Source organism: Bradyrhizobium brasilense, assembly GCF_029714345.1.
GTDB lineage: Bacteria > Pseudomonadota > Alphaproteobacteria > Rhizobiales > Xanthobacteraceae > Bradyrhizobium > Bradyrhizobium australafricanum.
Genome location: NZ_CP121669.1, coordinates 8285597 through 8303481, shown reverse-complemented (window position 1 = coordinate 8303481; position 17885 = coordinate 8285597). Strand labels below are relative to the sequence as shown.

Below are 17885 nucleotides of genomic sequence, written 5' to 3'. Positions count from 1 at the left end.
GAATGGCCGCCCTTTTTGTTTTCCTTCTCCCCTTGTGGGAGAAGGTGGCGCGGATGTAATCCGCGCCGGATGAGGGGTCTCCATCCGCGGAGACAGACCCCTCACCCGGCTACATCTCGCTCCGCTCGATTTCGCCACCCTCTCCCACAAGGGGAGAGGGGAAGGAGCCAAATGACCGATACCCCGCCGACCGTCACTGAGAGCGCACTGCGCGGCATCGCCTGCCGCTGCCCGCGCTGCGGCAAGGGCAAGCTCTATTCCGGCTTCCTGACGCTGGCGCCGCGCTGCCAGGCCTGCGGCCTCGACTTCGCCTTCATCGATTCCGGCGACGGGCCGGCGATCTTCGTCATCATGCTGGCCGGCGCCATCGTGGTCGCGGCGGCGCTGATCGTCGAGGTGAAGTACCAGCCGCCGTTCTGGGTGCATGCCGCGCTGTGGCTGCCGTTGATCCTGGTCACCACGATCCTGCCGCTACGATCGATGAAGGCACTTCTGATCGCGCTGCAATTCCACCACAAGGCCGCCGAAGGCCAATTGATCGAGCGCGACCCGAAATGAATGATGTGACGACGCGCCGGCCGAGCGCGGCCGGCTTCGGCATTTTCACGTTGATCCTGATCGCGGTGTTTATCGCCCTCGGTTTCTGGCAATTGCAGCGCCGGGTCGACAAGCACGCGCTGATCGCAGCGCTCGAGGCGCGGCTGGCCTCGCCGACCGAGGCGCTGCCGCCGCCGTCGGCATGGCCGACGCTGACCTCCGCCAAGGATGAATTCCGCCGCGTCACCCTGACCGCGACCTATGCGAAGCAGCCCGACGCGATGGTGTTTAGCTCCGGCTCCGCGGTGCGGGACGACATTTCGGGTCCCGGCACCTGGGCGTTGCTGCCGGCGAAGCTCGCCAGCGGCGAGACCGTCGTGATCAATACCGGCTTTGTTCAGAACACGATGCAGGATCGCGCCTTCGAGGACCGCGTCGTCGGCCGCCTCGTCACCGGCGCGCCGGTTGAGCTGACGGGCTATATCCGCTTTCCCGAGCCGCCGGGCCGGCTGACGCCGAAGGAAGATCCGGCGAAGCGGCTGTGGTTCGTGCGCGACCATCGCGCGATGGCGCAGGCGCTCGGCTGGGGCCAGGTCGCACCGTTCTATATCGACCTCGAGGCGCCGGTGCCCGACAGCGGCACGCCGAAGCCCGGACCGCTCAAGGTGCGGCTGAAGGACGACCACATGCAGTACGCCATCACCTGGTTCTCGCTGGCCGCTGCGGTCACCATCGCCTTCGGCCTGTGGTGGCGCGGCCACCGGCGGCGGGCCTCTGGTCGAACCTAGCCCCATCATGGTTTGATTGACTCGCGAAGGGGACTTCGCGGCAAGCAATCAGGGTGTGCCATGGAGAAATACGGCGCCGGGCCAATCGTTGTCCTGGACTATGACCCCAACTGGCCAGCCATGTTCGAGACGGAGCGCGCGAGGATCGAGCACGCGCTCGGCTCGCAGGCCCTGGCCATCGAGCATGTCGGCAGCACCGCGGTTGCGGGCTTGCCGTCGAAGCCGATCATCGACCTGATGGTCGGTGTCCCCGGCCTCGCGGAGGCGCGGGAATGCTGCATCAAGCCGATCGAGGCGCTCGGCTACAACTACATACCGGAATACGCGGCGTGGCTGCCCGGCGAGTTGTTCTTCCGCAAGGGTCCTCCGGGCCCGTGGACCCATCATCTGCACCTGATGGAGCCATCCAATCCGCGCTGGGAAACGCTGCTGGTGTTTCGCGACTATCTTCGCGCGCACCCCGAGGCGGCCCGCGCCTACGCGGATATCAAGCAGTCCCTTGCTGCCTCCTCGAGAGAGGACATCGCGGCCTATCGCAACGGCAAGACGCGTTTCGTCGAGGAGACGACCGCGAAGGCCCGCGCGTGGCGCGCGGACCTGTCCGGTCGATAGCGCGGCCGCGCCACGCCTGCATTCTGCCGTAGCGCATCCATGCCCGCGCCGGGATCAATGACCCATGGGAGCGGGGCCGCCGAGCTTGACCTTGCGCAAGGTCAGCGCCAGCGGGATGGCGGAGAGCGAGATCAGCATCAGGACCCAGAACGCATCCATGTAGGACAGGAACGAGGCCTGAGTCTGCACCTGCTGCCCGATCCACTGGATCGCCTGACTGTGCGCCTGCGCCAGCGAACTGCCCTGGGCGACGAAGAAGTCGGTGATCTGGTGCAGCGTGTCCTGGTATTGCGGACTGGACGGCGTCACCTGCTCGACCAGCCGGCTCTGGTGGAATTGCTGGCGATGCGTCAGCACGTTGGACACGATCGAGACGCCGATCGAGCCACCGGTGTTGCGCGCCGCGTTGATCAGCGCGGAGGCCTGGTCGGTCTTCCCAGCGGGAATGCCGTCATAGGACGCCGCCATGATCGGCACGAAGATCAGCGGCAGGCCGACGCCGATCAGCATGCGCGAGCGCGCCATGAACCAGAAGCCGAGATCGCCGTAGACGTTGGTCATGCTGTACATCGAGGCGGCGATCACCAGCGCGCCGGCAACGATCAGGTATTTCGGCTGCACCCTGGCGGCGAGCCGGCCGACCACGAACATCATCATCATGGTGACGACGCCGCCGGGCGAGAGCACGAGGCCGGCCCAGGTCGCGGTGTAGCCGAAATCCTGCTGCACCAGCTGCGGCAAGAATTGCGTGGTCGCGAGCAGGATGGCGCCGGTCGCCAGCATCACCAGGAAGCAGGCGCCGAACTGCCGGGTTGCGACCATGCGCAGGTCGATCATCGGATTGCGCCGGGTCATCTCCCACGGGATCATCAGCACGAACGCCGCGGCGCAGATCACTGCAAAAGTGATGATGAAGGGCGAGGCGAACCAGTCGTCCTCGAGGCCGCGGTCGAGCACCACCTCGAGCGCGCCGAGGAATGTCGCGACCAGCGCGAAGCCGATGAAGTCGAACCTGTTGTCCTGGGGCTGCGCCCCCTTGGCTTTCGCGGTCGCGGGCTCCTGCAGCACGGCCGCGATCAGCGCGATCGCGAACACGCCGACCGGCGCGTTGATCAGGAAGCACCAGTGCCAGGAGAGGTTGTCGGACAGCCAGCCGCCGAGCGTCGGCCCGACCACCGGCGCCACCACGACGGCAATGCCGAACACCGCGAACGCCTGCCCGCGCTTGGCCGGCGGGAAGGCGTCGGCGAGAATCGATTGCGCAACCGGCACCATGCCGCCGCCGCCAAGACCCTGCAGGATACGGAACAGCAGCAGCGCGTTCAGATTGGGCGCAAAACCGCACAGGATCGAGCTGACCGTGAAGATGCCGAGGCAGATCACGAAGAACGTCTTGCGCCCGAGCGTGCGGGCGAGAAAGCCGGAGGCGGTCAGGATGATGGCGTTGGACACCAGATAGGTGGTGACCACCCAGGAGGCCTCGTCCTCGCTCACGCCCATGCCGCCGGCGATATAGGGCAGCGCGACGTTGGCGATGGTGGTGTCGAGCACCTCCATGAAGCTCGCGAGCGCGACCACGATGGCGATCAGCCAGGGATTGACGGTGACCTTCGGAGTCGAAAAGCCTTTGGCGTCGATGGCGGCGGCACTCATCACAGCCTCCCGAGGCTCGACTTCTCAAGGCGCTCGAACAGGGACGGCGCGGGATTGATCCGCACCGTCGGCACGACGGACATGCCCGGGCCGAGCGCGACGTCGGCCGGTGGGTTGTCCATCACGATCTTCACCGGCACGCGCTGCACGATCTTGACGTAGTTGCCGGTGGCGTTCTGCGCCGGCAGCAGCGAGAACGCGGTGCCGGAGCCCGGCTGCACGCTCTCGACATGGCCCTGGATGGTGCGTCCGGGATAGGCGTCGATCTTCATCGTCACCTTCTCGCCCGGCCGCATCTTGTCGAGCTGGATCTCCTTGAAGTTCGCGGTGACCCAGGTCTGGTCGGGCACGAACATCGTGAGGTTGGTGCCGGCCTGGGCGAACTGGCCGACCGCGGCCGACAGGTTGACGACGCGGCCCGGCTGGGCGGCGGTGACCGTCGTATAGGACAGATTGAGCTTGGCCTGGTCGCGCTGCGCCTCGGCCTGGGCGAGGTTGGCGACCGCGCTCTTGCGCTGCGCCTTCAGCGACTCGACCTGGCGCTGTGCGAGGTTGAGCGTCGCCTGCGCGCTCAGCAGCGCAGCCTGCTGCTGATGCAGCTGCGAGGTGAACTGCTCGGAATTCTGCACGGTGCCGTAGCCGGATTGCTCCAGATGCTGGTAGCGCGTCGCCTGCTGCTGGGCGAAAACCAGCGCCGCCTGCGCTTGGTCGACCTGCGCCTGGTTGGCAGCAATCTGCGCCTGCTGCACGTCGAGCTGCGCATCGACATTCTCGATGCTGGCGCGCGCGGCCGCGACCTGCGCCTCGGCCTGCGCCAGCGCGACGCGATAGTCGCGGTCGTCGAGCCGGGCGATCACGTCGCCGGCCGCGACATGCTGGTTGTCGGTGACCGGGACGGCTGTGATGTAGCCGGAGATCTTCGGCGCCAGCGCCGACTGACGCGCGGCGATGAAGGCGTCGTCGGTGGATTCGAAATGCGCGCTGTAGTCCATGTAGAGATAGCCGCCGCCAATGGCTGCGGCGAGCAGCACGGCGCCGATCGCGGAGACGACCGGACGGCGGCGGAGAAAGCTGCGCCGTGTTGTCTTGCCGATGACCTCGGGCGGGATTGTTGCCGGCGGGGCGGGTTGCTTGCCCGCGGGATGCTCCTGCGCCGGAGCCCGTGCGGTGACCGAGGGCCGGTCAGGCTCATGGGAGGCCGGAGCCGAGGACGCCCCCTCGATACCCTCATGCCCCGGTTGGTCGCGCTCCAAAACAGTGTCTTCAAACATGATGGCGGCTCCTGCTGTCAGGCGAGGTCTGCAAGGCCTTCGCAAAAAGGAACGGAACCGTTCCGTTCTATGCGGCAAATAGTCCTGCCGCAGCGCGTCGTCAATAGAAACGGAACTGTATCGTTCTATTTACAACTAGATGTGATAAGGCTATATTGCCTAATACTGCCGGCCTGACCGGCCCATCGAACCCGGGTCGATGCGATGACCACCAGCACCCTGAAGAAGCCGCGCGTACCGAAAACCAGGCCGGTCGAGGTGCGCGCCGGCCGGCCGCCGAAGGAGCTCGCCGGCGAGGTCGATGCACGCATCCTCGACGCCGCGCGCCGGGTGTTTCTGCAGCGCGGGTTCGAGGGCGCGAGCATCGATGAGATCGCGGAAGTCGCGCGCTCCGGCAAGCGGACGATTTATGCGCGCTTCTGCGACAAGCGGGCGCTGTTCACGGAAGTGGTGACGCGGGACATCCTGGCACGCATCGCCGAGTTCAAGGCCGATCCGCCGGTCGGCGCGACCATCGAGGAGCGCCTCACCAGCGTTGCCTCGACCCTGCTGCATTGGGGCTTCGATGCCGACCGGATCGGCTTGATGCGGCTCGCCATCGCGGAGGCGCACCGCTTCCCGGATCTCGCCGCCAACGTCAACCGCAGGGCGCGCGCGCTCAGCACCGAGCTCGGCATTCACCTGCTGCGCGACCTGACGCAATCCGACCAGCTCGGCAAGCTGCCGGCCTTCGCGCCCGAACACCTGCCGACGACGGCGCGGATGTTCCTCGACATCATCGCGGTGCCGATGCTGCTCCGGGCGCTGTTTGAGGTCGACCTGAAGGCGCTCGATCCCGAGATCGACGCCCATGTCGCGCGCGGCGTCGCGTTTTTCGTTGCTGCATGCCGGACCGGCTGGGTGGAGAATCCCAAGCCGTAGGCGCGCTTAATCCGGCGCGCGCTCCACCGCGTGACGCAGCCAGACCATGCCGCCTTCCAGTGTCTCGCAATGAGTGAGCCGGAGCGATTGTCCGGCGCCGGGGCGGTCGCCGTCGGAGCCGTGATAGTCGACGATGCTTTGCGAGCCGGCGACGCCGTCGACCGCCGGAAAGATCAGCGTGCTGAACTCGTCGATCAGCCCATGCTTCAGGAAGGCGCCGTTGATCCCGCCGCCGCCTTCGAGCAGTAGTGTCCTGGCGCCGAACAGCGACGCGAGCTGCGCCATGGCGCCCGGCAGGTCGTCGCCCTTCGTGCCTGCAAAGATGTAGGACGCACCGTCCTCGCGCAGCTCGGCGAGATGCGCGTCGGACACCTGTTCGCCGAGCACCGCGACGGCGTGATCGCCGCCGACATTGTCCTTGCCGAAATGCACGCGGCCCGACGGATCGATGCCGACAGCAAGCTTGCGGCCGTTACGGTTGCCGAGATGCGCCTCGCGCGGTAGCCTCAGTGGGTTGGCGATATGCCGCTCCGTTCCCTTGGCCATCTCGTTCATGGTGACGCGGCCGATGATCCATCCATCGGCATCGAAGCCGTCATGGATCCGTTCGTAGTGCGAACGCAGCACGTCGGCCGGAATCCCGGCGGCGGCCTTGGTGAAGCGGCTGAGATGAAGCCGGCCGTCGATCGACGTGCCCATGTGGCAGATGATGTGGGGGCGCATAGGCTGAACTCTTCGGTGGGGGATGACCGCGCCACAGGGGCGGGTGGGGCAGCTTCAGATTTATAGACGCGCAGGCAGGTTCTCAACGCGGATAACGCGGCGGCGTTTCAACTTCGCTTGTTTTAATCGAACCAGCCGTGCCGCTTGAACCAGAGCACCGGCAGGATGCCGCTGGCGATGATCGCGGCCCAGGCCAAGGGATAGCCGAAGGTCCAGCTCAGCTCCGGCATCTCCTTGAAATTCATGCCCCAGACCCCGACCAGGATGGTCGGGGGAACGCCGACCACCGACACGATGGTCAAGATCTTGAACAGGTCGTTCTGCTGGATGTTGATGAAGCCGAGCACGGCGTCCAGCAGCAGCTGGATCTTGTCCGACAGCCGGGTCTCGTAGTCGCCGAGCGAGGCGACGTCCTTGGTGACAGCCTCGAGCCGGCGCTTCGATGCCGACGTGATCCATTCATTGCCGACGTCATCGGCGAAGCTCGCGACCCGGCCGACGCCGAGCAGCACGTCGCGCGCCTTCGCCAGGCGATCGGCGAGCTCGCCGATGTTCTCCAGCGCCTCGCGCAACCTGCGGCTGGAGCGCACCGGACGCTTGCTCCGCACCAGGCCGCCCTTGAAGACGCCCCGCGACAGCCTGTCGGTCTTGGCGCCGAGGTGCTCCAGCACGTCGGCGCCGCGATCGATCATGGCCTCGAGCAGCGCGGTGAACACGCACATGCCGTTTTGCAGGCTCTTGTCAGTGCCGATCCGCTTCATGACGTCGTCGAACGTGGTCAGCTGCGCGAACCGCACCGTGACCAGCACCTTTGGGCCGATCACGAAACCGATGTTGGTGATCTCGGCTTCGTTGTTGTCGTCGAGCCGCACCGCCGGCGAGCTCAGATAGAGCCGGTCATGATCGGTGATCAGGCGGCTCGACGCCTCGATCTCGCTCAACGATCGCTCGGACGGGACGCGGATGTCGAGCGCGCGCTCGACGAACTGCTTTTCGTCCTCCGTAGGATCGAGCAGATCGATCCAGATGACCTCGGACGGCACTTCGGCGCCGATGCTCCGCCAATCGGAGGTCGCCGACCTGTACAGCTGCAGCAATGATCGGGCTCCATGCATGGTGGGTGGTGCGTCCCACGACAATCCCGAGGGCCGCGGGGCCGTTCCCTGTGTTTGGAAGCCTGCCGGCACTCACTTCAGTCGATGAGAGGTTCCGCCGAGCTTTCTAAGCCTGCGCAGGTCGCTTGCGGCCTCCGAGAGCAACCAATCGCGAAACGTCACGATCTTCGGCAGGCTTGCGGTCGCCTTCGGGCAGAGGATCCAGTAGGTCTTCGACAATGGCAGCGACTGCGGAAACGGCCGCGCCAGATGGCCGTTGATGAGGTCCCACGCCGCCAGCGTGGTGCGCGCGAGCGCAATGCCTTGCCCATTGATGGCGGCATCAATCACCATGCTGGCGCGATTGAGGACCGGGCCATGCGTGGCGGCAGCATCGTCAAGTCCCGCTTCCTCAAGCCAGTTCTTCCAGTCGGCGCGACTGTCCATATGGATCAGCGGAAATTTCAGGATGTCAGCGGGGTTGCTCAGGCGTCGCTTGCCGGACAATAGCTTTGGGCTGCACACCGCAAATAGCCGCTCCGGGCTCAGCCGCACCGCGTCAAGCCCCGGCCAGTTGCCGTCGCCATGGCGCACCGCGAGATCCACTTCCTCGCGCGCGAAGTCGACGTGGTGCAGCGTGGCGGAGACGCGCAGGTCGATGCCGCTATGCGCCTCAACAAAGTGGCCGAGCCGGTGCACCAGCCATTTCGCCGCAAAATCCGGCGACGTCGATACGGTCAGCACGCCGGTATTCTGCCGTTGCAACAGCCGCTCGGTGCCGATGGCGATGCGGTCGAGCGCGTCGCGCACGACAGCGAGATAGTCGCGCCCGGCCTCGGTGATGATCAGGCGCTGGCGCTCGCGGTTGAAGAGCTTTATCGCGAGCTCCGCTTCCAGTGCTTTCACCTGATGGCTGACGGCACCCTGCGTGACACAAAGCTCTTCGGCCGCGCGCGTAAAACTCTCGTGGCGCGCGGCGGCCTCGAAGACCTTCAGGGCATTGAGTGGCGGCAGGCGTGGGCGCATCGCACGACTTCATGAGAAAAATTAGGGCAGGCACGAGAAACGATGCTTTGCGGGAAACCGCCCCGCACGATTATTGAACAGCTCCAGTGAAGCATTTCAAGCAATTTGGAGCCTGTCGTGTCCGTCCTTTTAACCGATACTCGGTCGATCCCGCCGGTGCCCGCCGCGGACCCGGCCACACCACTTCATCAATTCAGCTCAGGAACGTCGCCAGGTGCTCCGCGCCCCGGATGGTGGAGCTTGCTCGACCGGCCGTTTCAGCGCATGGCGCTACGCGCGATTGCCGACGACCCGCATCTGCTTCGCGATCTCGGCCTGACGCGCGAGCAGGCGCTGCGCGAGGCCTCCAAGCCGTTCTGGCGCTGAGACCAATCAGAAAGGAGAAAACGGATGTCCGATCCGATCGTCTACGGTTTCCCACGCAGCAGTTTTGTCAACATCGTCCGCTTGATCCTGACGCACAAGGACGTAGCTTACCAATTCCACGACCTTGAACCGGTCATGGGCAAGCCCGATCACCTGGCGCTGCACCCGTTCAACCGTGTCCCAATTCTGAAACACGGCGATCTCACCGTCTACGAGACGAGTGCGATTGCCGCCTATGTCGACGGAGCCTTTGGCGGCATGTTGCTGACGCCGAAAGACATCAAGGCGCGGGCGCACATGAACCAGTGGATCAGCGCTGTTAACAACTATTACTACCCCTACATGATCTATCACGTGACGCATGAGCGTCTGGTTTTCCCGGAGCTCGGCATCGCCCCCGACGAGAAGGTCGTGGCACATGCGCTGCCCAAGGTCGAGACCGGGCTTGCGGTGGCCGAGCGCCAGCTTGCGCACGGCAAGGATTTTTTACTCGGGGACGAACTCTCGATTGCGGATTTCTATCTGCTGCCGAGCACGTTCGCCTTCAGCCTCACCGCCGAAGGGCAGTCGATGTATCCGAAATTCCCGGCATTCTGCCGCTGGCGGGAACGTATGGACAATCTGCCCGCAACGCAAAAGGTTCGCGCCGCCGTGCAGCGGGTGCCGATCGAACACGCGCGCGAATGGGCTACTTCGCACCGGCCGAAATATTGACTGTCACTGTTCGCGTGCAGCGCGCCCGGTTCCGACCACCACGTGCGGCCAGAAGCCCGTTTGTTTCCGAACAAAGGCGATGACGGAGCGTTAGTGCAGAGCAAGAGGAAGGGACAACACCATGAAGAATTCCATATCGGTTGCGTTCATCTCCGCGGTCGCAATGACCTTCGCATTCACCGGAAGCGATGCAAAAGCACAGGCCACGCCTGTCCAACAGGCCCAGCCGTCTCAGCAGTCGGAGCAAACCCGCGAGCAGGATCGCAGTCGCGCCGAGGACGTTAAGATCGGGCGTGACTGGAAGGCTCAAGGCGGCGAGAAGGACCACGCCGGCCAGGCAACACCTGACGACGGCCATCAGACTGTCGGTCGAGACTGGCGAGCCCATCCAGAGAACCGGGACCGCCAGTAGCTATCGAGGCGGAATTGGCGACGCTTGTTGCGCGGCGTGGCCTTCGAAGAAGGAAACACGAACACGTCGCCATGATGGTCGCGGGTGACGGCAGTCTCGGCATTCAAGTGAATGGTGCCCCAATCCCAGCGCTGCGAGACAATGCCGGCCAGGCTTACGCCAGCGTCCGAATTGCCGGTACTGTCAGGAAGAACTCCCCACAAAGTCGATCTCAAGGCATTGGCTTGAACACCCAGATTGCCGCCGGTCCGGCAGGCCCCGCGCGGACCGCAACAAACAGACGGTCCAGCTCCGGCACAAAGAGCGATGTTCGTGCGCCCGTCGCCGTCGGCAGGCGCGCGATCAGTCGATAGGCCGCTCCATCAATCTCAAATACATCGACGTATCCAGCGCCGCAGCTCACATAAATGCGTCCGTGCTTTGCATCTACAAAGAGGTCGTCGGCATCGCCGCAAGTGCCGGTGGCTGCAATCGCCTTGCCGTCGGTCGAAAAGGCTGCAAGCTCGGCTGGGCTGCGATACACCAGGAGAACGCGACTTCGTTCGTGATCGATGGCCATCGCGAAATTACCGCTCTTGTCCAACGGCCAGCTGGTGAGTTGTTTCCCGGAAGCAACGTCCACCACCGCGACGGCTCGCGCGTCAGGCAGATTGACAAAGATGCGCCCACTATCGGGCTGAAGCTGGAAGCTTTCCGGATGTGCCTTAAGGAGTAGACTCCGAACCTTTGTCCGCGTGGATGGGTCGACGACTGCCAGGCCACCATCGCCATAGCCGACGATGACGCGCTTGGCCGCCGCGTCGACCCGGATATTGTCGGCATCGCTGCCGAGTTCGATTCGCCCGGCCGCCTTGTACTCGTTGGCTTCGTACAGCTGCACCGATCCGTCGCGGGCGTTGGCGACGTAGAGGGTGTCGGTCGACGGCTCATAGCCGACGCCTTGGGGTTCGCTCAATCCGGTAATGGTTCGAAGCAAACTGCGCGCAGCCAGATCGACGACGCCGACGCTGTCATTGCCGAGCTCGGCCACGAACAGTCGCTGCCGCTTCAGGTCGACCGCCAGGTGATCAATCCGACCGCGGACATCGCCGAGCAGGATCTTCGTTTCGAGCTGAAGGGGCGTTTTGTCTCCTGCCGGTTCAGTTGCTGCTGCCAGCGTCGGAATAAGGGCGTCGATGCGCCGGACGATCTGATCCCGGGCCGACCCATAATCATCGATACCCAAGGGAATGCCGGACCAGTAGGTCACGTCGGCCCGTCTGCGCCGGTCGGCGGGGAGCTGATCGAACGCCACCACCTGGTCTGCCGCGGCCATGTCGTCGATGGTCAGCTGTTGCGGCGTGTTGGCCGCCTCCAGACCGTCGAGTGCAAGGCCATCCTGCACCCTCACCGGCACCGACCGATAAAGGTCGATGCCGCGTGAGACCGCCCTGAACCGCAATCCGCGCTCCTGGGCAGCCTTGTTGAAATAGGCCGCCGCCATCTGGCTGTTCACCACGCCGTGCAGGCAGACAAAGACAACGATCTTGCCATCGTCCGCCGGCGCCGGCCGAGCCGATGTCAGCACGATCGCAAGCACCGTGGCGGCAATGCGCAGCGTCACGTGGGCACTCCCGAGCAGCGTGCGCCACATGGACATGACCGTGAGGCTTCGCATCGTTGATCCCTCCGAGACCAGGGTCAACTTTTTGTCGTGGCCGTCTTGTCCAGTGCGGCACGCAAGCCCTTGGCGAGCTTGACGGCGTCGTCATTGGCCCAGAAATGCATGAAGAACAGGCGCGGCTGTTCGTCCAGCATGTGGCTGTGCAGCGCGGTGACGTTGATGCCGTGCGTCCGCAGCGCCATGATGACGGGGTTGACCTCGTCATTTGTCAGCACGAAATCGCCGGTGATCGCCGCCTTGCCGCCGCCGGTCGGCTGGAAGTTGATGCCGATGGCGACGCCCATCGGGCCAACCGGGCTCAACGCCATGCCCTGTTCGGTGATCGGATCGCGGCGGGGCACGTTGAACTGATAGACGCCGCCATTGGCCTGGCCCTTGACGCCGATGATCTGGTCGAGCTGCGCAGTATCAAGATCGATGGCCGGCGGCGGCGCGGCCGGCGCCGCGGCCTTGAGCGGCGTCTTGCTTTCGGCGAGGCCATCCCGGATCGCGGCGGCGAGCTTGACCGGATCGCCGTGGCCGGCGACGTGCATGTAGAAGGTGGCCGGGCTCGCGCCAAGCAAATGGTTGTGCACGGCCGTGATCTGCAGGCCGTTTCCGATCATCTTCAGCATGACAGGGTTGATCTCGGATTCGAGCAGCACCAGGTCGCCCATCGCCATGACGTCGTCGTGCATGGGCTTGAAGGCGACCCAGCCGCCGAGCGCCAGCGCCGGCTTGATGGTAATGCCGTCGAGCGTCACCGTCAGATCGCTCCGCGGAAAGCCGTAGCGATGCACGTCACCGGTGACCGCGGGCTTTCTGCCCAGCATGTCGTCGACCTTCTGCCAATCGATCGCCTGCGCATGTGCCGACGAGACGAACGGCTCGGTGAACACCTGCCAGTCGATCTTTTGCGCGCTCCCGCCTGTGGCGAAGAGGCAGGCACCGACGCCGATCAGCGCCGAAATCGTATGTCGCATTGGATTGCTCCCTTGAACCTCTTTCGATGCTTCGGATCGTGGCTCTATTGCTTCGAGAGCCCGACAATGGTGCGGAACCCGGCGATGTTCTGCACCGAGATTTCGACGGGATCGCCGAAGCGGACGGCATTGAAGATCAGGCCGTCCTGGACCTTGAACGGTTCGATCCGGTCTGGAGATAACCGGATCAGCAGCGTGTCGTTGCGTTCATCGACGCGATCGACGACACCGCGCAGCGTCTCGCTCGCTTGCGGGAGGACCATCGCCGCCTGCATTGTGACGGCTGCGTCCTGCCGCTCATCGAGGGCGGCCGGCGCTGCCAGGGTTGCGCCCGGCCCCAGCACCGCCATGCACAGGGCCACAATTGCTCTCGTCATGATTATCACTCCATCGATTCGTTGACGGCTTTCGCGCGCGCGGGAGCTCAGTCCCGCTCCTTGACCTGGCCGCTGCTGTCGATCACGAGCCGCACCGGCTTGCCGTTCTTCATCGCCTTCGCCGTCGTGCCTTCGGCCGTCGACTTGACCTCGCTGATCTCGGCGTAGCCGGCGGCGCGAAGTTTTGCGACGAGTTCGTCCTGCGTCAGGGCATGGGCCGGCATGACCGCGCTCGCGATCGTCAGGGCGAGAATCAAACGGGAGAGTCTTCGTGTCTGCATGGTTGTTCTCCTGGTTGTGTTGTGCTGCCCCAGGTTCTCAAGCTGCCCGCCGCTCCGCTCAGATGATGCCGACAAGGCGCAGCAGTACGCCCGTGATGCAGGAGGCGGCGAGGACGCTGAGCATCCCCGCATTGAAGCGGAAGATCGCGATCGCGGCGGCGATCGACAGCGCCAACGCCGGCCAGTCGACGCTAGCAGGCACCGGCGCGTCGAACGACAGGCCTAGCCCGTGCACCGGGAATGTTTGCCGAAACAGCGTGTGCAGCGCGAACCAGATCGACAGATTGAGGATCACGCCGACCACGGCGGCGGTGATCGCCGAAAGCGCGCCCGCCAGCGCCTTGTTGCCGCGCAGCGCCTCGATGTAGGGCGCCCCGACGAAGATCCACAGGAAGCACGGCGTGAACGTCACCCAGGTCGCGAGCAAGCCGCCGAGGGTGGCGGCCAACATCGGCGACAGCCCGCTTGCCTCGCGGAACGCGGCCATGAAGCCCACGAACTGCACCACCATGATCAGCGGTCCTGGCGTAGTCTCGGCCATGCCGAGCCCGTCCAGCATCTCGCGCGGGCTGACCCAGTTATAATAATCGGCGGCCTGTTGCGCGACATAGGCGAGCACGGCGTAGGCGCCGCCGAACGTCACCATCGCCATCTTGCTGAAGAAGATCGCGATCTGGGTGAACACGTCGCCGGGTCCCAGGGCAATGAGCAGGGCGAACACCGGCACCAGCCAGAGCGCGAGCCAGATGGAGCCGACCCGCAAAGTGCGCGATGCGTTGGGGCGGACATGATCCGGCACCGCTTCACCGAGCATGCTGTCGATCACGGCGGAATTCTTGCCGCCATGCTCGATCGCCGCAAATTCGCTCCGGCCGAGGCGTGCGCCGACCAGCCCTGTGACCGCGGCGGCGCCGATGATCAGCGGAAACGGTACGGCGAAGAAGAAGATCGCGACAAAGGCGATCGCCGCGAGTGCGATCATCACCCGGTTGCGCAGCGCGCGCTTGCCGACCCGCACCACGGCCTGGATGACGATGGCGAGCACCGCGGCCTTCAGGCCGAAGAACAGCGCCTCGACAAACCCGACATTGCCATACGCCGCGTAGATATAGCTGAGGCCCATGATGGCGAAGATGCCGGGCAGGATGAACAGCCCGCCCGCCACGATGCCGCCGAGCGTCCGATGCAGCAGCCAGCCGATATAGGTCGCCAGCTGCTGCGCCTCCGGCCCCGGCAGCAGCATGCAGTAATTGAGGGCGTGCAGGAAACGCCCCTCGGATATCCAGTTCTTCTCCTCGACCAGGATGCGATGCATCACCGCGATCTGGCCGGCCGGTCCGCCAAAGCTCAGGATGGCGACGCGTATCCAGACCAGCAGCGCCTCGTTGAAGGAGATGCCGTGCGCGGGCTCATGCCCGCGCGCCTTCGCTGTCGTTGCGACGTCGGTCATGGCTTGACCTTGCTCGTCGGCCAGTTGTGCGTCTCCTTGGTCGCGTCGCGGCACCATCGGTAGAAGGCGTCGTAGAGCAGCAGCCCGGCGCTCAACTGTTCGAGGTCGTCGTCGAACATGCGCGACAGGCCGAGCGAGGCGGCGAGCAGCCCGGGCGCCTCCGGCGAAAGCTCGAGCCGCGCGGTATCGGCCGCCCGCACCATCGTCGCGAGCCGCTCCAGCGCCGGCGTCGCGAGGCCGAATTCCTTGACCATCACGTCGAAGGTGCAGAGCTCGCCGCGATGACTCCAGAACACGTTCTCGATGTCGAACGGCGTGGCGTCGAACCGTTCGGCGACCGCCTCGACCTCCGCCGATGTGACGAACAGGAACACGGCCGCGGGATCGACGAAGCGGCGGATCAGCCATGGACAGGCGATGCGGTCGATCTTCGGCCGCGATCGCGTCACCCAGACGGTGCGGCCCCGCCCGTCGCGTTTCGGAATCTTGTCGGCGGGAACGGTCGGTAGCTCCGCTTCCCGCCAGCCGAGGTGGCCGCCCTCGAGAATCTCGGCCGCAATGTTGCTGCAGCGGAGCCAGGCGGCGGTGCCTTCGGAAAGCTTCTGTCCCTTCTGGCAGACCACGACCACGGACTGCCCGGTGAAACGGGAAGCCCAGTCCTGGACGTCGAGATGGGAGTAGCGGACCGCGCCCGGAATCAGGCGCGGATCGGCGGCGAAATCCTCATCGAGACGAACGTCGACGAGCGTCGGCGCCTTCGCCGTGCCGATGAGACGGGACAATTTTTCTGATGAGATCGATGTGTATGACGACATGGTGCGCCCTTGGTGACAGGACGCGATTCTTGGGCATGTCGCCTCGCGGGGAGATCGCACATCCCCGTAGCCACATCAAAAACCCTGATCTCCGGGCTGTCAACCTGACTTTGCCAAATCCCGCAGCTACCGCCGATCGACAGTCACGAAAACTTCATCGCGCGCTTGGAACAAGCATCCATGGATCAGGCCGATGGGGTCACCTCTCCATCTCCGGCGAGTTGCGAATAGGAACATACAATTCGCTGCCGAGTTGCGCGGAGGCAGGGACCAACTCAGGTAGATGCCGACACCGCGAACGTGTCGCGCTCCCGCCTGCATTCATTGGAGCAATGCCGATTGATGGACAGTCATTATTGGCATGCGACGCCTGTTGCTCTTGTCGTTATGCTGCTCATCACAACAACCGGCGGCGCTCTCGCCCACGATCACCAGCACCCCGACTTGAATGGTTGGTACGAGGGCTTGCATAGCAGCAAGGGTCCCTGCTGCGATGGCACGGATGCGCAGCACATCGACGACGTCGACTGGGAAACCAGGAACGGCCATTATCGGGTGCGTATCGACGGCGAGTGGGTTGACGTTCCGAACGAAGCCGTCGTGCCCGGGCCGAACCTGTCCGGCCGACCCATCGTGTGGCCCTATTACATAGACGGTCATCCGAAGGCGCGCTGCTTCATGCCTGGCAGCATGGGCTGACGCCCGCCGCTGACATCCCGCCGCCATGCCTCGATGCGCGCCCGGCTGGCCGACAGCATGGTTGACCAATATAGGGTACCCCCCTATATTACATTGATGTCGCATACCATCAAGCACAAGTCCAAGCTCGTCGGCCGGGTTCGCCGCATCAAGGGCCAGCTGGAGGCCGTCGAGCGCGCACTGGAGTCCGAGATTGGTTGTGCCGACGTGCTGATGCTGGTGGCCTCGGTTCGCGGTGCCATCAACGGGCTGACTGCGGAATTGCTCGAGGATCACATCCGCCACCATGTCGTGGATCCTGCCCGGGAAAAGGATCCCGAGAAGGCGCAGGGCGCCGCGGACCTGATCGACGTCGTTCGTACCTACTTGAAGTGAGTGCCATGACCGACCTGTCTCAACTGCTCCAGCAGAGCAGTGCCCATGCATGGCTGTTCGTGCCCAGCGCGATCCTGCTCGGCGCACTGCACGGGCTCGAGCCCGGCCACTCCAAGACGATGATGGCGGCCTTCATCATCGCGATCCGCGGCACGGTGGTGCAGGCGGTGCTGCTCGGCCTGGCGGCGACGATCTCGCACACCGCCATCGTCTGGCTGGTCGCGCTCGCCGGGCTTCACTTCGGCCAGCAATGGTCCGGAGAACGCAGCGAAGCCTGGCTGCAACTGGCGTCGGCGGTGATCATCATCGCGATCGCGGCCTGGATGGCCTGGCGCACTTGGCGCGAGCAGGCTGCCGAACACGATCACCACCATCATCACGACGAAACGCGCCAGCTTGTCCTGGCCGGACAAGCGCTGTCGCTCGAGGTCTTCGAGGACGGCGTGCCGCCGCGCTGGCGGTTGCGAAGCGAGGCTGGAGCGCTGCCGGCGGCCGGCGACGTTGACGCCGTGACGATCCGTCCCGACGGCAGCGAGCAACGCTTTCGCTTCGCCGACAGGGGTGGCTATCTGGAAAGCATCGACGAAATTCCGGAGCCGCATGCCTTCAAGGCGCGCGTCTCGGTCCGCGCGGACGTGGCGGAAGTCCTGTTCGAGGAGCATGACCATGCGCATATGAATCTCGGCGACGAGGACGACGCGCATGCGCGCGCGCACGCCGCCGACATCCGCAAGCGCTTTGCCGGACGCACCGTCACGACATGGCAGATCATCCTGTTCGGCCTGACCGGCGGGCTGATTCCGTGTCCGGCGGCGATCACCGTGCTGCTGCTCTGTCTCCAGCTCAAGCAGTTCAGCCTCGGCTTCGTGCTGGTGCTTTGTTTCGGCATCGGGCTTGCGCTTACCATGGTCTCCGCCGGCGTTGCGGCCGCGCTGAGCCTGCGTCATGTCGAGCGTCATTGGGCCGGTTTCAGCCGCTTTGCCCATCGCGCCCCCTACGTGTCGGCCGCGCTGATCGTGCTCGTCGGCCTCTACACGGGCTGGCTCGGGCTGCACGGGATCACGGCCTGATCCGGGCTTCGCTCCACTTCCATCTTGAAACCTGCGCGCGGTGGTCTAGATTTGCCTCGAGGGGACAAGGCAGACT

Annotated in this window: 21 protein-coding genes; 10 read left to right on the top strand and 11 right to left on the bottom strand. The window is 64.8% G+C overall.

What is annotated here, in order from left to right; all coding sequences use genetic code 11:
* The first annotated feature begins 171 nt into the window (after positions 1–171).
* Genes QA635_RS38450 through QA635_RS38440 form a run of 3 tightly spaced genes read left to right on the top strand, consistent with a single transcriptional unit; the run spans position 172 to position 1937 of the window.
* On the top strand, positions 172–558 hold the full coding sequence (locus QA635_RS38450; protein WP_026191934.1) for a DUF983 domain-containing protein: 387 nt from the start codon (positions 172–174) through the stop codon (positions 556–558).
* The gene (locus QA635_RS38445) at positions 555–1325 is read left to right on the top strand and encodes an SURF1 family protein (protein ID WP_283065050.1); all 771 of its coding nucleotides are present in this window, start codon (positions 555–557) and stop codon (positions 1323–1325) included. The genes QA635_RS38450 and QA635_RS38445 overlap by 4 nt, the downstream gene beginning before the upstream one ends.
* A gap of 60 nt (positions 1326–1385) precedes the next feature.
* Positions 1386–1937 (top strand): GrpB family protein, encoded by a 552-nt coding sequence (locus QA635_RS38440; protein ID WP_283065049.1) that lies wholly within the window; start codon positions 1386–1388, stop codon positions 1935–1937.
* Positions 1938–1991: 54 nt separating this feature from the next.
* Here QA635_RS38440 and QA635_RS38435 read toward each other — a convergent pair whose 3' ends face one another.
* Positions 1992–3590, bottom strand: a complete 1599-nt coding sequence (locus QA635_RS38435) for a DHA2 family efflux MFS transporter permease subunit (RefSeq protein ID WP_283065048.1) — start codon at positions 3588–3590, stop codon at positions 1992–1994.
* Positions 3590–4861: an HlyD family secretion protein gene (locus QA635_RS38430; RefSeq protein WP_425249101.1), complete on the bottom strand. Its 1272-nt coding sequence runs from the start codon at positions 4859–4861 to the stop codon at positions 3590–3592. Before QA635_RS38430 ends, QA635_RS38435 begins: the two co-directional genes overlap by 1 nt.
* A gap of 204 nt (positions 4862–5065) precedes the next feature.
* Between QA635_RS38430 and QA635_RS38425 the strand changes: the two genes are divergently transcribed.
* Positions 5066–5782, top strand: a complete 717-nt coding sequence (locus QA635_RS38425) for a TetR/AcrR family transcriptional regulator (protein WP_283065047.1) — start codon at positions 5066–5068, stop codon at positions 5780–5782.
* Positions 5783–5788: 6 nt separating this feature from the next.
* Here the strand turns inward: QA635_RS38425 and QA635_RS38420 are convergent, their stop codons facing one another.
* From QA635_RS38420 to QA635_RS38410, 3 genes are all read right to left on the bottom strand, one after another.
* The gene (locus QA635_RS38420; RefSeq protein WP_283065046.1) at positions 5789–6505 is read right to left on the bottom strand and encodes a dihydrofolate reductase family protein; all 717 of its coding nucleotides are present in this window, start codon (positions 6503–6505) and stop codon (positions 5789–5791) included.
* 122 nt (positions 6506–6627) lie between these two features.
* Positions 6628–7602 carry a magnesium transporter CorA family protein gene (locus tag QA635_RS38415; protein ID WP_283065045.1) on the bottom strand — a complete coding sequence of 325 codons (975 nt, stop codon included), beginning with the start codon at positions 7600–7602 and terminating at the stop codon, positions 6628–6630.
* A 90-nt stretch (positions 7603–7692) separates the two neighbouring features.
* Positions 7693–8625 (bottom strand): transcriptional regulator GcvA, encoded by a 933-nt coding sequence (locus tag QA635_RS38410; RefSeq protein WP_283065044.1) that lies wholly within the window; start codon positions 8623–8625, stop codon positions 7693–7695.
* A 240-nt stretch (positions 8626–8865) separates the two neighbouring features.
* On the opposite strand from QA635_RS38410, the gene QA635_RS38405 reads away from it, so the two are divergent.
* The 3 genes from QA635_RS38405 to QA635_RS38395 all read left to right on the top strand — a co-directional run bounded on the left by QA635_RS38405 (position 8866) and on the right by QA635_RS38395 (position 10117).
* Positions 8866–8991, top strand: a complete 126-nt coding sequence (locus QA635_RS38405; protein ID WP_256558579.1) for a DUF1127 domain-containing protein — start codon at positions 8866–8868, stop codon at positions 8989–8991.
* A gap of 24 nt (positions 8992–9015) precedes the next feature.
* Positions 9016–9705, top strand: coding sequence for a glutathione S-transferase family protein (locus QA635_RS38400; RefSeq protein WP_283065043.1), 690 nt, complete (start codon positions 9016–9018; stop codon positions 9703–9705).
* Positions 9706–9826: 121 nt separating this feature from the next.
* Positions 9827–10117 carry a hypothetical protein gene (locus QA635_RS38395; protein ID WP_283065042.1) on the top strand — a complete coding sequence of 97 codons (291 nt, stop codon included), beginning with the start codon at positions 9827–9829 and terminating at the stop codon, positions 10115–10117.
* Between the two features lie 211 nt (positions 10118–10328).
* Here QA635_RS38395 and QA635_RS38390 read toward each other — a convergent pair whose 3' ends face one another.
* From QA635_RS38390 to QA635_RS38365, 6 genes are all read right to left on the bottom strand, one after another.
* A complete protein-coding gene (locus QA635_RS38390) occupies positions 10329–11774 on the bottom strand; it encodes an arsenate reductase/protein-tyrosine-phosphatase family protein (protein ID WP_283065041.1) in 1446 nt (481 codons plus the stop codon).
* A gap of 23 nt (positions 11775–11797) precedes the next feature.
* Positions 11798–12742: a DUF1259 domain-containing protein gene (locus tag QA635_RS38385; protein WP_283065040.1), complete on the bottom strand. Its 945-nt coding sequence runs from the start codon at positions 12740–12742 to the stop codon at positions 11798–11800.
* 44 nt (positions 12743–12786) lie between these two features.
* Positions 12787–13092 carry a hypothetical protein gene (locus tag QA635_RS38380; protein ID WP_283065039.1) on the bottom strand — a complete coding sequence of 102 codons (306 nt, stop codon included), beginning with the start codon at positions 13090–13092 and terminating at the stop codon, positions 12787–12789.
* A 74-nt stretch (positions 13093–13166) separates the two neighbouring features.
* Positions 13167–13400 carry a hypothetical protein gene (locus QA635_RS38375; protein ID WP_283065038.1) on the bottom strand — a complete coding sequence of 78 codons (234 nt, stop codon included), beginning with the start codon at positions 13398–13400 and terminating at the stop codon, positions 13167–13169.
* Positions 13401–13458: 58 nt separating this feature from the next.
* Positions 13459–14850 carry a chromate efflux transporter gene (gene chrA / locus QA635_RS38370; RefSeq protein ID WP_283065037.1) on the bottom strand — a complete coding sequence of 464 codons (1392 nt, stop codon included), beginning with the start codon at positions 14848–14850 and terminating at the stop codon, positions 13459–13461.
* A complete protein-coding gene (locus QA635_RS38365; RefSeq protein WP_225164497.1) occupies positions 14847–15665 on the bottom strand; it encodes a chromate resistance protein ChrB domain-containing protein in 819 nt (272 codons plus the stop codon). Before QA635_RS38365 ends, chrA begins: the two co-directional genes overlap by 4 nt.
* A 342-nt stretch (positions 15666–16007) precedes the next feature.
* On the opposite strand from QA635_RS38365, the gene QA635_RS38360 reads away from it, so the two are divergent.
* The 3 genes from QA635_RS38360 to QA635_RS38350 all read left to right on the top strand — a co-directional run bounded on the left by QA635_RS38360 (position 16008) and on the right by QA635_RS38350 (position 17809).
* A complete protein-coding gene (locus tag QA635_RS38360) occupies positions 16008–16364 on the top strand; it encodes a hypothetical protein (protein WP_225164498.1) in 357 nt (118 codons plus the stop codon).
* A 96-nt stretch (positions 16365–16460) separates the two neighbouring features.
* Positions 16461–16739, top strand: coding sequence for a metal/formaldehyde-sensitive transcriptional repressor (locus tag QA635_RS38355; protein ID WP_016847064.1), 279 nt, complete (start codon positions 16461–16463; stop codon positions 16737–16739).
* A 5-nt stretch (positions 16740–16744) separates the two neighbouring features.
* A complete protein-coding gene (locus QA635_RS38350; protein ID WP_283065036.1) occupies positions 16745–17809 on the top strand; it encodes a nickel/cobalt efflux transporter in 1065 nt (354 codons plus the stop codon).
* Positions 17810–17885: the final 76 nt, after the last annotated feature.

Bases quoted from the DNA above. Each gene is read 5' to 3' on its own strand.
- QA635_RS38450 (WP_026191934.1), top strand. From the start codon at position 172: ATGACCGATACCCCGCCGACCGTCACTGAGAGCGCACTGCGCGGCATC.
- QA635_RS38445 (WP_283065050.1), top strand. From the start codon at position 555: ATGAATGATGTGACGACGCGCCGGCCGAGCGCGGCCGGCTTCGGCATT.
- QA635_RS38440 (WP_283065049.1), top strand. From the start codon at position 1,386: ATGGAGAAATACGGCGCCGGGCCAATCGTTGTCCTGGACTATGACCCC.
- QA635_RS38435 (WP_283065048.1), bottom strand. From the start codon at position 3,590: ATGAGTGCCGCCGCCATCGACGCCAAAGGCTTTTCGACTCCGAAGGTC.
- QA635_RS38430 (WP_425249101.1), bottom strand. From the start codon at position 4,861: ATGTTTGAAGACACTGTTTTGGAGCGCGACCAACCGGGGCATGAGGGT.
- QA635_RS38425 (WP_283065047.1), top strand. From the start codon at position 5,066: ATGACCACCAGCACCCTGAAGAAGCCGCGCGTACCGAAAACCAGGCCG.
- QA635_RS38420 (WP_283065046.1), bottom strand. From the start codon at position 6,505: ATGCGCCCCCACATCATCTGCCACATGGGCACGTCGATCGACGGCCGG.
- QA635_RS38410 (WP_283065044.1), bottom strand. From the start codon at position 8,625: ATGCGCCCACGCCTGCCGCCACTCAATGCCCTGAAGGTCTTCGAGGCC.
- QA635_RS38400 (WP_283065043.1), top strand. From the start codon at position 9,016: ATGTCCGATCCGATCGTCTACGGTTTCCCACGCAGCAGTTTTGTCAAC.
- QA635_RS38395 (WP_283065042.1), top strand. From the start codon at position 9,827: ATGAAGAATTCCATATCGGTTGCGTTCATCTCCGCGGTCGCAATGACC.
- QA635_RS38390 (WP_283065041.1), bottom strand. From the start codon at position 11,774: ATGCGAAGCCTCACGGTCATGTCCATGTGGCGCACGCTGCTCGGGAGT.
- QA635_RS38385 (WP_283065040.1), bottom strand. From the start codon at position 12,742: ATGCGACATACGATTTCGGCGCTGATCGGCGTCGGTGCCTGCCTCTTC.
- QA635_RS38380 (WP_283065039.1), bottom strand. From the start codon at position 13,092: ATGGCGGTGCTGGGGCCGGGCGCAACCCTGGCAGCGCCGGCCGCCCTC.
- QA635_RS38375 (WP_283065038.1), bottom strand. From the start codon at position 13,400: ATGCAGACACGAAGACTCTCCCGTTTGATTCTCGCCCTGACGATCGCG.
- chrA (WP_283065037.1), bottom strand. From the start codon at position 14,850: ATGACCGACGTCGCAACGACAGCGAAGGCGCGCGGGCATGAGCCCGCG.
- QA635_RS38365 (WP_225164497.1), bottom strand. From the start codon at position 15,665: ATGTCGTCATACACATCGATCTCATCAGAAAAATTGTCCCGTCTCATC.
- QA635_RS38360 (WP_225164498.1), top strand. From the start codon at position 16,008: ATGGACAGTCATTATTGGCATGCGACGCCTGTTGCTCTTGTCGTTATG.
- QA635_RS38355 (WP_016847064.1), top strand. From the start codon at position 16,461: ATGTCGCATACCATCAAGCACAAGTCCAAGCTCGTCGGCCGGGTTCGC.
- QA635_RS38350 (WP_283065036.1), top strand. From the start codon at position 16,745: ATGACCGACCTGTCTCAACTGCTCCAGCAGAGCAGTGCCCATGCATGG.